The organism is Nocardiopsis sp. iso_237 (assembly GCF_056173345.1).
The window spans coordinates 3,039,886-3,051,982 of record NZ_CM149669.1; the positions used below are offsets into that span (position 1 = coordinate 3,039,886).

The 12,097-nt window shown below is 67.9% G+C and carries 12 protein-coding genes and 1 pseudogene; 9 read left to right on the top strand and 4 right to left on the bottom strand.

Going from position 1 to position 12,097, the window contains the following annotated elements; all coding sequences use genetic code 11:
• Positions 1-4 precede the first annotated feature (4 nt).
• The 8 genes and pseudogenes from AC0VYM_RS13920 to istB all read left to right on the top strand — a co-directional run bounded on the left by AC0VYM_RS13920 (position 5) and on the right by istB (position 6,918).
• The gene (locus AC0VYM_RS13920; protein WP_475462693.1) at positions 5-538 is read left to right on the top strand and encodes a hypothetical protein; all 534 of its coding nucleotides are present in this window, start codon (positions 5-7) and stop codon (positions 536-538) included.
• Positions 539-667: 129 nt separating this feature from the next.
• Positions 668-868, top strand: coding sequence for a hypothetical protein (locus AC0VYM_RS13925; protein WP_475462694.1), 201 nt, complete (start codon positions 668-670; stop codon positions 866-868).
• A 46-nt stretch (positions 869-914) separates the two neighbouring features.
• The gene (locus AC0VYM_RS13930) at positions 915-1,430 is read left to right on the top strand and encodes a hypothetical protein (RefSeq protein ID WP_475462695.1); all 516 of its coding nucleotides are present in this window, start codon (positions 915-917) and stop codon (positions 1,428-1,430) included.
• Between the two features lie 326 nt (positions 1,431-1,756).
• On the top strand, positions 1,757-2,848 hold the full coding sequence (locus AC0VYM_RS13935) for a DUF3560 domain-containing protein (RefSeq protein ID WP_475462696.1): 1,092 nt from the start codon (positions 1,757-1,759) through the stop codon (positions 2,846-2,848).
• Positions 2,849-3,049: 201 nt separating this feature from the next.
• Positions 3,050-3,577: a hypothetical protein gene (locus tag AC0VYM_RS13940; RefSeq protein WP_475462697.1), complete on the top strand. Its 528-nt coding sequence runs from the start codon at positions 3,050-3,052 to the stop codon at positions 3,575-3,577.
• Between the two features lie 14 nt (positions 3,578-3,591).
• On the top strand, positions 3,592-4,110 hold the full coding sequence (locus AC0VYM_RS13945; protein ID WP_475462698.1) for a hypothetical protein: 519 nt from the start codon (positions 3,592-3,594) through the stop codon (positions 4,108-4,110).
• 367 nt (positions 4,111-4,477) lie between these two features.
• Complete coding sequence (istA, locus tag AC0VYM_RS13950; RefSeq protein ID WP_475462699.1) at positions 4,478-6,127, top strand: IS21 family transposase; 1,650 nt, start codon at positions 4,478-4,480, stop codon at positions 6,125-6,127.
• Between the two features lie 65 nt (positions 6,128-6,192).
• Positions 6,193-6,918: pseudogene (gene istB, locus AC0VYM_RS13955) on the top strand (IS21-like element helper ATPase IstB).
• A 142-nt stretch (positions 6,919-7,060) separates the two neighbouring features.
• Here istB and AC0VYM_RS13960 read toward each other — a convergent pair.
• From AC0VYM_RS13960 to AC0VYM_RS13975, 4 genes are all read right to left on the bottom strand, one after another.
• Positions 7,061-8,020 carry an arsenic resistance protein gene (locus tag AC0VYM_RS13960; protein WP_475462700.1) on the bottom strand — a complete coding sequence of 320 codons (960 nt, stop codon included), beginning with the start codon at positions 8,018-8,020 and terminating at the stop codon, positions 7,061-7,063.
• A gap of 4 nt (positions 8,021-8,024) precedes the next feature.
• Entirely contained in the window at positions 8,025-8,810 is a 786-nt protein-coding gene (locus AC0VYM_RS13965) for a MerR family transcriptional regulator (RefSeq protein WP_475462701.1), read from the bottom strand.
• Positions 8,811-9,621: 811 nt separating this feature from the next.
• Entirely contained in the window at positions 9,622-10,425 is an 804-nt protein-coding gene (locus AC0VYM_RS13970) for a TIGR03943 family putative permease subunit (protein WP_475462702.1), read from the bottom strand.
• Positions 10,422-11,447: a permease gene (locus AC0VYM_RS13975; RefSeq protein ID WP_475462703.1), complete on the bottom strand. Its 1,026-nt coding sequence runs from the start codon at positions 11,445-11,447 to the stop codon at positions 10,422-10,424. Before AC0VYM_RS13975 ends, AC0VYM_RS13970 begins: the two co-directional genes overlap by 4 nt.
• A gap of 282 nt (positions 11,448-11,729) precedes the next feature.
• On the opposite strand from AC0VYM_RS13975, the gene AC0VYM_RS13980 reads away from it, so the two are divergent.
• The gene (locus AC0VYM_RS13980; protein ID WP_475462704.1) at positions 11,730-12,095 is read left to right on the top strand and encodes an ArsR/SmtB family transcription factor; all 366 of its coding nucleotides are present in this window, start codon (positions 11,730-11,732) and stop codon (positions 12,093-12,095) included.
• Positions 12,096-12,097: the final 2 nt, after the last annotated feature.

Sequence of the window (12,097 nt, forward strand, 5' to 3'; positions counted from 1 at the left end):
CACAGTGATCACGCTGATCCACACCGGAATGCAAGTCCCCTCCAAGCGCGTGCGCGTCACCAGCCTCAAACAGGTTGAAGTTGGCTGCGGTATCGCCTGGTCTGCGGTGCTGCGCGTCGACAAGGTCAAGCTCGGCGTCATCGGCGACACCGGGCAGGGCGGTGACCCGCAGTTCCGCGCCGAGAACGACAAAGCCGAACGCGCCGTGGCCTACTTCGTCTCCCAGTGCCGTGACCACCACGGCGAGCCCATGGACGAGATCGACGTGCTGAACGCGCTGACCGACGAGTACGAACTGACCCAGACGATCACCAGGATCGAGCGTCGCCACTCCTACACGGTGCGCTACTTCGACCACGTCGACATCCCCGGCCTGCTCCCGTTCAAGCTCAAGCGGTCCGCCCCGCCCAACTATGAGGCCGGGCTCAAGGCCGCCGCCCACCTGGACATGCCGAAGGAGGCTGTGCGCGCACAGCTGTGGATGGGAGATGACCAGGGCTGGGTGGAGTTCTTCCGCACCGATCACACCCCCGAGTGAGTAACCACGCGTGAACGCGCTTTTCAGCGCGCACGCCGCCAAGGTCGGGGCCGACCTGAGCCAACAGGTCGGCCCCTACCGCACCACCGCGTTCCCAACCAGCGAGACCGATCAACAGGAGGTACGGCGATGTCCAGCCTACCCAGCGCCCCCGTGGTGGGCGCGTCTGTCCAACCCGACACCCATCAGGTCATGGCCTGGGTCTGCTCTCCGGGCCGGCAGCTGGCCCACCTCATTCCCCTGCCCCCGGCCAGTGCCCGGGAGTGGGCTGCCCAGCTCAGTGACGCCGCTGCGCTGGCCGAACAGTTGGAAGGGGACGAGCAGACGTGAGCACGCGCGGAGCGATCGCCATCCCCAACCCCGACGGCAAGGGCTGGTGGGGGCGCTACCACCAGGCGACTCCAACCCGGCAGCGCTGGGGCGGGAGCTGTTCCGGCTCTACCACGACGCCTTCGAGCGTGACCACGAGGACATGGCGAAGGTCCTGATCAAGGACCACCCGGCCGGATGGTCCAGCATCGTGCAGGCCTACACACCCCGACCCTTCGAGCGTGAGGCCTTCGACCTCGCCGGATTCCGGAGCGGGGACCACCCCGACTACTTCGACTATCCCCAGTGCTACTGCCACGGGGACCGTTCGGAGCTGGAGAACGTGCTGGTCTGTCGCTGCCCCGACGACACCGCCGGTTGCGGCCCGCTGTTCATCGAATGGGCCTACGTGCTCACCGCCACGGGCATGTTCGTGGCCACGTCCTGGCACCCCGGCACCGGGGCCAGCCAAGCGTTCGTGCACCGCCTCGTGGCGCTCGTGGACTGGGACCGAGACGAACCGGACTGGGAGCAGGTCGAACAGCGCGGGTCCCTGGCCTACGTCGGCGACCTGACCCTGTAGCGGGTTCCACCCGCGCCGACTCCAGCCCTTCGGGTCCGCCCGCCGCTGGCACAACAAAAAAGGGGTTGGCCGGACTGGGTCCGGCCAACCCTGGTCGCGCACTTGAGTGACTAGCAAAAGGAGCGACCGGGTCTCACGGTAGCGCACCCGCAGCCGCGTGCACACCCCGAAACCCGCTGCCCTGACCGCAGGGCTTTGGCCCGTGCACGCCCCATCCCCACACGCCGCTGCCGGTACCGGTGCACACGGTCCTGCCTGCTCACACGTCACCCCGAACCACGTTCCCGATCCACTTCCACCACCTCATGAGTTCGGAGGTCACCCTGATGTCCATCACCATTCGCCACACCCGAGCCACGGGCACACTGGTCTACGGCACCACCCGGGGCGACGGCGCCGCCCCCACACTGAAGGAGGCCAGGTTCCGGCCCTCCCGCAACCTGCCCGACGGCGCGTACTGGTACCTGCCCCGCTCGCGCGACAAGGCCGCTGACCGGTGGGCCATCAACGCCGCTGCGGACGCACTGCGTACGCGCGGGTTCACTGTCTCCGTCGAGATCGACGACACCACCCCGGGGCGGGCTTTCGCTGAAGCCGAACAGGAGCGCAACGAGCGGGCACAGGCGCGTGCGGATCGCTACGACACCCGGGCCCACAACGCGGCCGAACGGGCTCAGACCCATGAATCCGCTTACCGCTCCATGTCCGAGCACTGGCCGCTCGGACAGCCTCTGATCTCGGATTCGGCTCGCCGCGCGCACGGCCGCATGATCGCCGCTGACGAACGATCCCGACGCGAGCAGGACAAGGCGAACCACTGGTCCTCGCGCGCCGACACCGCCGGGCGGTATCAGGCCTCGCGCCAGAACGTGCGGACCACGCTGCGCCGCATCGAGCGGCTCGAAGCCCAACAGCGTCGTCTCGAACGTGAGCTGGAAGGCCCCGTGGAGCTGCTCGCACCAAGCACCACGCCACCGGAGAACGCGATCAAGCTGGAAGAGACCCCCTTCGGCATCGCTTACCGGCTGCCTCCCACAGGCGAGCGCCGCGAGCGACTGGAAGCCGACGTGGCTCAGGTCAGCGACGAGATCGCCCACTGGCGTGAGCACATCGCCCACGCCGAAGAGCAGGGCGTGAAGATCTGGAGCGCAGACGACTTCACCAAAGGCGACTTCGTCCAGCATCACGGCACGTGGGTGGAGGTCCTGCGGGTCAACGCCAAGTCCGTGACCGTGCCGTGGGCCCACATGTGGATCGGCCGCAAGGTCTACACCCGTGCCGACGCCGAAGCCAACAGCCGGGGACGCCGCCCCGACGGTCGCCTGTACACCGACACGCTGCCCTACGACAAGGTCACCGGCCGCGCCAGCGCGCAGGACATCCGCCAGATGTTCCCCGACCACGCCGACGGAGCCTGAGCCACGCCGTGCGGCCCCCAAACCGGGTGGTGCCCGGGGGTGGTTGCCGACAGCTTCCCTGACGGGCCCCTGCCGTGCGCACCGCGTACGCACCACGCGTCGCGACTCCGCACCTGGCGGGCACTGCTCACCAGGTGCGGACCGGCCGCCGCATGCTGACGACCCCGAACACTCTCGATCTCACCGAGAAAGGAAACCGTCATGATTCAGCTTCCCCACACCGGCCTGTGGGTGCCCACACCCACTATCGCCGTCACCGCAGTGCACGAGAGCGGCGACGAGCACGCCAACGCTGTGCGCGTGGCGAGTGTGCACTACGACCACACGCTGCTTGGCTACGCCGTCACTGCCTACACGCACCCCACCGCCTTCGTCCCCACCGGGCCCCGCGCGGCGTTGGTGATGGAGGACTTCCTCAACCGTGCCGAGGTTTCCGAGCTGGGGGACACCCCTCCTGCCCGCGTCCTCGATCACCTCGTGGGAGAGCACGAGTGGGGTGGCACGGTGCGCGCTGCCCACGCCGCCCAGCGCTACCTGTTCCGGATGATCGACGCCCACAGGCTGCCCCTGAGCGCGGGGGCGGTGGAGCTCACCGTGCCCTACCCCGACTACGAGGCCGCCCGACGGCTGCTGGCCCAGCGCCCGTTCCCGCCGAAGACGGCCCGAGCTGAACTCTGGGCGGGGGAGCGGTGGATCCAGATCTTCCCCGAACCCGAGCAGACCCCCTGAATAGGAGCAGAACCATGGAGTACAACCAGATGCCCCACACCGGGCTGCGCGTGCCCACCACCCACGCCGACATCGCCGTCACCTCTACCACCGAACTGCCGAACGGTGACGGGCTTTCGGCCGTGATCCGCTGTGGCTCACGGACGCTGGGCGTGATCACCATTTTCGGCGGCTTCACGCGTGTACAGCTGGAAGTCACCCGCAAGGACCAACGCATGTTAGAGCGGTTCGCCGAACGGTGCCGAGACTGTGAGGGCCACCCCCTGCCCGCCGCTGAGGTCTGGGACCTGCTGGTGGCCGAACGCCGCTACCAACAGGCCATCGACGACGCTCAGCGGGAGCAACGGGTGCTTGCGCGGGTCTTCTGCCACGGTGAGGCCGTCACCCTGCACAGCATCGGAGCCTACGGTCCTGTGCTGCCTGGCTGGGAACGCTTGGCCTGCCTGGATGTGGACTACGGGCCCAACGTAGAGCGCGTGGAGGCCTGGATCGACGACCAATGGACCCAGATTCACCCAGAACTGGGCCCCTGATCGGCTCGCCGCGCATGATGCGTCTTGACCGCTGCGCTGCGGCGGTCAGGCGGGAAGGACCGCCGCGAACCCCTGAACGTGTGTTTGGCCCGTCTGTACGCAGACGGGCCAAACACACGTTCAGGGCACTTACGGCTTCCTGGGGGAGACGCTCGGTCGAGGCTGGTGCGGTCTTCAAACAGTCAGGTGGCTCGTGGCTTAGAGTCCTCGCCTGTGTCGAGTGGTTCTGTTCGTGTCTAGCGGCAACGTTTGTCGATGAGTTTGGTCAACACCCCTGCTCATCGCCTTAACGTGTCGATGAGTTTCAGCAACACCGGGGCCCTTGCGGTGGGAGCATCAATGTGCTGCCCGCCGTGAAGGGGACCCCATGCCGTCGCAGTCCAAGACCGAGCTGTACGCAGCCATCCGACGCGACGTGCGAACGGGCATGACCATCCGGGGCGTGATGCGCAAGCACGGCGTCTCCCACCCCACCGTCACCAAGGCGCTCGCCTCGGCCTGGCCCGAGCCACGCAAGAAGCTGCCTCCGCGCCCGACCCGGCTCGACGCCTACAAACCGCTGATCGACGCGATGCTGCGCGCTGACCTGGACGCCCCCCGCAAACAGCGCCACACCTCCCAAAGGGTCTTCGACCGCCTCCTGGACGAACACCAGGCCAGCGACCTGTCCTACGGGATCGTGCGCCGCTACGTGTCCGAACGGCGCCCGCAGATCCGCATCGAGGCCGGCCGCGGGCCGGTGGAAGCGTTCATCACCCAGTCCCATCAGCCCGGTGCCGAGGCCGAGGTCGACTTCGGTGACGTCACCGTGCGCCTGAACGGCGAACAGGTCATCTGCTACCTGTTCAGCCTGCGCCTGTCCTACTCCGGCAAGGCGGTGCACCGCGTCTTCCTCTCCTGCGGTCAGGAGGCGTTCTTCGAGGGCCACGCCCACGCGTTCTCCGTGTTGGGCGGGGTGCCCTTCGGCAAGATCCGCTACGACAACCTCAAGGCCGCGGTCGCTCAGATCCTGGGGTTCGCCCGCCAGCGAGTGGAGACCGCGAGGTGGACGGCGTTTCGCTCCCACTACGGCATCGAGAGCTTCTACTGCCGCCCGGGGATCGAGGGCGCCCACGAGAAGGGCGGGGTGGAGGGCCAGATCGGGTGGTTTCGCCGCAACCACTTCGTCCCGGTGCCCGAGGTCGCCTCCCTGGCCGAGTTGAACCAGATGGTGGAGCGCTGGGACGAAGAGGACGAGTCCCGCCGGATCCGCTCGCGCACCCGCACCATCGGCGAGCACTTCGCCATCGAGCGCGAGCTGCTCGGCCCGCTACCGGAGGAACTCTTCGAGACAGGACGGCCTTTCTCGCTGCGAGTGGACCGGCACAGCCAGATCAGCGTGCGCACCAACCGCTACTCGGTGCCGGTGCGCCTGATCGGCCGCACCGTGCGGGTGATGCTGCACGCCTCGGAACTGGTCGTCTACGACGGGCGAGTGGAGGTCGCCCGACATGAGCGGTTGAAGGCCAAGGGCCAGGTCCGCCTGGAGCTGGACCACTACCTGGAGGTGCTCCTGCGCAAGCCCGGGGCGCTGCCCGGGGCGACGGCGTTGGACCAGGCCCGCGCGGCGGGGCGGTTCACGCCCGTTCATGACGCGTGGTGGGCCGCGGCCTGTAAGGCTCACGGCGACTCGGCGGGCACCAGGGCGCTGGTCGAGGTGCTGTTGCTGAGCCGCCACATGGCCCAGGACCACATCGTCGCGGGTATCGCCACCGCGTTACGGGCCGGTGCCCTGACCTCGGACGCGGTGGCGCTCGAAGCTCGCAAAGCGGCCGAAGCCGAAGCGCCCGCAAACGCGCAGGAGCCGCCCCCGCCCTCGCGTGAGCCCGCGCAGGCGACGGTGACCTCGCTGACCGAGCGGCGTCTGGCCCAGCTTCCCCCGGACCAGCGGCCCCTGCCCTCGGTGGCCCCCTACGACCAGCTCCTGCGCCGCCGCTCCGGTGGGCAGTCCCCCTCCAGCAAGGAAGAGATGCGATGACGATCCACCGCAACCGTGGGCTGACCGAGCAGGCCGCCGACACGGCCGTGGACACGGCCTGCCGGATGCTGCGGCTGCCGACCATCCGGACCAAGCTCGGTGAACTCGCGGAGAGCGCCGCCCGCGACCAGATGTCCTACCGGGGATTCCTCGCCGAGCTGTTGATGGCCGAGTGCGACGAGCGCAACCGGCGGCGCTCCGAGCGCAGGATCAAGGCGGCGTCCTTTCCCCGGGACAAGTCGCTGCGCGAGTTCGACTTCGACGCCAACCCCAACATCGACCCCGCGACCGTCCACACCCTGGCGGCCTGCGAATGGGTGAAGAAGGGCCAGCCGCTCTGCCTGATCGGTGACTCGGGAACCGGCAAGTCCCACCTGCTCATCGCGTTGGGCACCGAGGCCGCGATGGCGGGGTACCGGGTGAAGTACACCCTGGCGACCAAGCTGGTCAACGAGTTGATCGAGGCTTCCGACGACAAGCAGCTCTCCAAGACGATCGCCCGCTACGGGCGGGTGGACCTGCTCTGCATCGACGAACTCGGGTACATGGAGCTGGACCGGCGCGGGGCCGAGCTGCTGTTCTAGGTCCTGACCGAACGCGAGGAGAAGAACAGCCTGGCCATCGCCTCCAACGAGTCCTTCGGCGGATGGACCAAGACCTTCACCGACCCCCGGCTCTGCGCGGCGATCGTGGACCGGCTCACCTTCGGCGGGACCATCATCGAGACCGGTACCGACTCCTACCGTCTGGCGCAGACCCGGGCCAGGAACGAGCAGGCCACGGCAAGCTGACCACCGATGTGATGGAGGGCGGGGCCACGACCCCGCCCTCCATCATGCTTCTCACCCGGTGGGACGGTTGTTGACGAGCACGAACATGACAGCGAGTGCGAACGTGAAGACGTTCGCACTCGACTTCGCTGTCCCAACGCCCTCAGACCGGAGCGGGTCGCCGAGCACGCACCAGCTGGGCAAGCAGGGCCAGCACCGGCAATTCCAGGAGCGGGCCGACCACCAGGGCGACCGCGATCAGGGGCCGGTCAGGGAAGGCCGCGACCGCGATCGCCAAAGCGATGGGCGAGTTGCGGGCCGTGGCCACCATCGTCAGGGTCACCCTCTGGTCCGAGGGCAGTCGCAGCAGGCGGGCCAGGCCGACCGAGACCACGGGCAGTACCACGAAGAAGACCGCCAACGGGAGCAGCAGCGCGAGCAGGTCGCCGGCGTGGGCCAGGACGGTGCGGGCCTGCCAGGCGAACATCGCCAGCACCGCCACGTACAGCAGCGGCAGCACCAGGCGTCCCGCGGGAGCGGTGACGTAGCGCTCGCGCCAATCGGAGCCCTTGAACCGGGTCGAGGCCCACCGCACCAGCAGGGCCAGCGCCAGCGGGACGACGAGGACGAGCAGGACCGACTCGGCCAGGGTGCCTGCATCGACCATGGCGGCCTGGCCGCCCAGGAGCAGCACGTACACCGGCAACAGCACCAACTGGAGGATCAGGTTGACCGGCAGCAGGGCGGCGGCGATGCCGGTGTGCCCGCGCGCCATGGCGGTGAAGACCAGGTACCAGTCCGTGCACGGAGTGATCAGGAGCAGCAGCAGACCGATGCGCAAATCCGGCTCGCCACCCAGCAGACCGGCACCCAGCGCCCAGGCCAGGGCCGGGGTGAACACGAAGTTCAGTACCAGGCTGACGGTGACCAGGGTCTTGGCGCGGCGTACTTCGCCCACGTGGGCGGCGTCCATCTGCACGAACACGGCGGTGAGCATCACCAGCAGGGCGGGCAGCACCACGTGCTCAGCTGCCGGACCGATGGGCAGCAGCAGGCCCGCAGCCAGACCTGCCAGGGCGGCCAGGGCCACGAACAAGCTCTGGAGGCGTTCGGCCAATGACATCGGGTCAGTTCTCCTTGACGGGGTCGGCGCCTAGGGCGCCGAGCAGGCGGGCGGCCTGCCCGGCCGGGGAGCTGGGATCGGGGCGGTGGTCAGGGTGGAGGCCCACGTGCAGGTGCACGCGTTGGGGGGTGAAGTCGATGCGCAGGTCCAAGAACGCGCAGCACTGCTGTTCGGCCGCGGCCAGTTCGGCGACCCGCCCCGCCCGTTCCAGGGGCAGACTCCAGGAGCTGCCGTGGGCGCGCGGGGTCGAGGCGGCCTGGGTCAGTAGTTCGCGCCAGGCGTCCATACGGTGTTCGTGCTCGCCCGGCTCCAGCAGGCAGGTGGCGCCGCCGCCGACGACCATGGGCAGGGCACGAGGGTGCCCCGCACGGGCGGGCGGTGCCAGGTCGGCCAGGAACGCGCACCCCGGATCGCAGGGCGCGTCACGGTCGGGGAGCTGACGCAGACGGGTGTGGGCGGTGCGCAGCAGAGCTTGGAAGTCCGCCAGTTCGGCGGCTCGGGCGCGGGCCAGTTCCAGGCGCTGTTCCAGGCGCGGGGTTAGGGCTTCCTTGACGCGCGAGCAGGGGTGGGCCGACCACAGGGCGGTCAGCTCCCCGATCTCGGCCAGGTCCAAGCCCAGGTGTTTGGCGGTGGTGATGAACGCTAGCCGGTCCAGGGCGCTCTGGTCGTAGAGGCGGTACCCGGCCGGGGAACGCTCGGCCGGGAGCAGCCCGCGCTCCTCGTAGTAGCGCAGGGTGGTGGCGGCCACGCCGGAGCGTTCGGCCAGTTCAGAGACCCGCATCAACACCATGTGCCTACGGTAGACCTTTGAGTCGACTCGAAGGTCAAGTACGACGCGGCCCTTGGTTCTTGCTCACAGTTGGCGCTCGTTCCACTGGCATCCCCGTGCTCGTCAACAACTGTTGCTAAATCTCATCGACATTTCGGGGGCGAGAGGGGCGGCGGTGTTGCTCGAACCCGTGAACAAGCGTTCCTGTTGCTGATCGACGCAATCAGTCGAGTCATCCTGTACAGGCCGCGTACTCCCAAGAGCATGACGCACCCGCACACGACCAGTCCGGCCAACCACAGTGCCGAGAGCACCGTGATGGGAGTGTCCGTCAGCAGCCACAGGCTGGCCAACATTCCCACGTAGATGAAGGGAATCCCGAGCAGGTCATGGCCGTCGACCAGGGGGTTGGGCGGTATGAGAGGCCGTTTCTGGGAGGGCGGCATCGTGCCTCCGTGTCAGTGTAGGTTCTCAGCGAGTTTGCGCCTGAGAGATATCGCCACCTGGGATGATGCGCCGCGTCTCAACGAGACGTCCATCGATCTGTCTCATCGTCTTGTCCGGTTCTTCGGCGCCTGTTCACGCCCATCGTCGCCAATGAGAGCGGTATGCCTTCACCGGTATCTCGTTGTCGCGCTCCGGTGCCGGTCTGAGCCCATTCACATCCGTCGTACCGCGTGATTGCCTTGGTCCTGATCGCTCTCCCGCTCAACCCTGTGGCGATCGGCAGCCGACTGAGCACGGGAGTTGAACCCGCTCACCGCGGCGTCGTTGTCAGGTTTCTTGGCCCCGGTGAACTGAATCCGTGCGGCGGTCGGCTCACCCGTGGGCACTAAGTACCCGACTGGACGCGCGCCCTTGTCTCGTAGGGTTCGGGCGGGTTGTCCACGGCTGTCATCTCTTCGACGCGGAAGCGGTGATCGCGTACGTCCAGTAGGTCTCCCTCGGGTTCGACCCAGGTTCCGCGCACGGTCCACCAACTGTCCCTCTCGGGTTCTGGCTGGCTACCCGGGTGCTCGGTGATCAGCACGCGGTTGACGACTGTGTCGGCGGCGCAGCATGTCATCTGCAGCCGCGCGAGGTACCAGCCTTCGCCTTCGGGGTCGGGTACGGCGAAGCCGGTGAGTTCGATGGTGAGGTCGGCCATCGACCGTTCCTCGTCAGTCCAGGCGCGGGCGACGAACTCCTGCAACTCCAGTTCGACTGGCGCATCAGAGTTGGGATCCCCCAACTCGTTGAACGACTCCCTCGCGCCGGAGTCACGGGGCGGGGCGTCCGAAGCGGCGTTCTGCGCTGTGTAGGCACCAAGGGCCGGCGGGGCGATGACGAACACCGACATCACGGGAGCCAGAAGCAGCCACGCCACGCGGGGTGCGCGCGCGTGACCGTGCCGGTCGTCATCTTCACCGCCCCCGTCGTCGTCATGCCGCTCTGGGGGTTCCGGCTCCCCGCGGACGACGACGCGTAGCTCCGAGAGAGTGAGCGTGAGTCCCAAAGCCACCAGCACCACTGCGGTCACTATCAGGAACGGTAGGAACCAGCCTTGTACGTAGTTGAGATACAGGTCGGTCAGCACAGTGCTGACGAGTGTGGCGCCGAGCAGGACAAGCACCAGCCCCTGTGCGATGCGGTTCACAGGAGCACTCCTCCGATCAGGAAGACGAAGAGGAGGGCCACGCCAAGGGTGAGCGGGACGAAGCGGCGGACGAAAGCCCAGCCGAAGGTGCCTCCCTGGAGCGCGATGAGTTTGAGGTCGACCATGGGCCCGACGACGAGGAAGGCGAGTTTCGCGGTCGGGGAGAACTCGGTGAGGCTGATGGCGACGAACGCGTCCGCCTCGGAACAGATCGACAGCAGGATCGCCAGGAGCGTCAGAACCAGTACGGACACGATCGGCCGGTCGGCCACTGCCGATATCCACTCGCGCGGCACGATCACGTTCAGTGTGGCGGCGGCGAGCGCGCCCACCACCAGGAAGCCTCCCGCCTGCATGAGATCGTGCACCATGGACTCCCTGAACACCTGCCCTTTGGTGTTCGAGGCGGCGTGGTGGAATCTGAGCGGCCGGATCCAGTCGGTTCGACCGAACCGGGCCCAGCACCATCCGACGACCACGGAGGCACCGAGCGAGGCGACGAATCGTGCGGCGACCATCTCGGGCTGCCCGGCGAAAGCGATGGCGGTGGCCACCATGACCACCGGATTGATCGCTGGCGCGGCCAGTAGGAAGGTCAACGCGGCGGCGGGTGCGACACCGCGCTTGATCAGTCCTCCGGCGACCGGTACCGACGCGCATTCACAGCCGGGCAGTACGACCCCGGCCAGGCCCGCGACCGGTACGGCGGCGGCGCTGTTGGCGGGGAAGAGCTTGCGGTAGAACGATGTCGGGACGAAGGTGGTGAGCGCCGCCGACAGCGCGACGCCGATCACGAGGAAGGGCACCGCTTGCAGGCTGATCGCGGTGAAGACGGTGGCCCAGGCCAGGAGTGCCTCGTTGGTGAAGGTGCCGGACAGCCAGGAGTGAGCGAGGGCGAGCCCTGTCAGGAAGAGTCCGAACAGCCACAGCGTCGCGATCCGGCGTGGGCCGCGCGGCCGTCCCCAACCGGGTGGTGGAACGTCGTCCTGGTCATCCCACCCCTGAACCAGAGAGGCACCCAAGGAGGGGCGTGCGTGATGGGGGGATCCCGACAGCTTTTCGGGCACGCTGGTTCTCCGTTGTCGTGGTGTGGTTTCTGACCTCTCGCCCCGCGACAAGCGCGCAGGGTGGGAGAGCACGTTCTGCGAAGGATTGACATTCATCCCAGATCGGGCCAACAAACTAACGCTCGTCGTTTCGTTGTAGCAACTGGAGCGGCCCGACCCACTGGACTGAGTCCATGAGTGACGCCAGCACCCGATCACCTGTTGACGCAACGAATCAACGAACGTTAGTTTGTTTGTATGTCAACGGACTCCTGTGAACTCCTCTGCCTCGACCTGCCCCAAGCCGAGACGGTCCGCGCCCGCGTGCCCGGCGACGACCCGGCGCGGCAGGCTGCTGAGCGCGCACGGGCCCTGGCCGACCCCACCCGGCTGCGGATCGCCAGCGCCCTGCGGATCGGCGACGAGCTGTGCGTGTGCGACCTGGCCTGGGTCTGCTCCGCGTCTCAGAATCTCGTCTCCCACCACGTCCGGCAGCTGCGCGCTGCTGGGCTGGCCACCTCCCGTCGTGACGGCAAGCTCGTGATGTACCGCCTCACCCAGACCGGGTACGCCCTGCTGTCGGCACTGCTCCCCGTTTCCGAGCCGACCGCTGTGGAGGGCTGAGC

Coding starts and splice junctions, on each gene's coding strand:
- AC0VYM_RS13925 (WP_475462694.1), top strand. CDS start 668: ATGTCCAGCCTACCCAGCGCCCCCGTGGTGGGCGCGTCTGTCCAACCC.
- AC0VYM_RS13935 (WP_475462696.1), top strand. CDS start 1,757: ATGTCCATCACCATTCGCCACACCCGAGCCACGGGCACACTGGTCTAC.
- AC0VYM_RS13940 (WP_475462697.1), top strand. CDS start 3,050: ATGATTCAGCTTCCCCACACCGGCCTGTGGGTGCCCACACCCACTATC.
- AC0VYM_RS13945 (WP_475462698.1), top strand. CDS start 3,592: ATGGAGTACAACCAGATGCCCCACACCGGGCTGCGCGTGCCCACCACC.
- istA (WP_475462699.1), top strand. CDS start 4,478: ATGCCGTCGCAGTCCAAGACCGAGCTGTACGCAGCCATCCGACGCGAC.
- AC0VYM_RS13960 (WP_475462700.1), bottom strand. CDS start 8,020: ATGTCATTGGCCGAACGCCTCCAGAGCTTGTTCGTGGCCCTGGCCGCC.
- AC0VYM_RS13965 (WP_475462701.1), bottom strand. CDS start 8,810: ATGGTGTTGATGCGGGTCTCTGAACTGGCCGAACGCTCCGGCGTGGCC.
- AC0VYM_RS13980 (WP_475462704.1), top strand. CDS start 11,730: ATGTCAACGGACTCCTGTGAACTCCTCTGCCTCGACCTGCCCCAAGCC.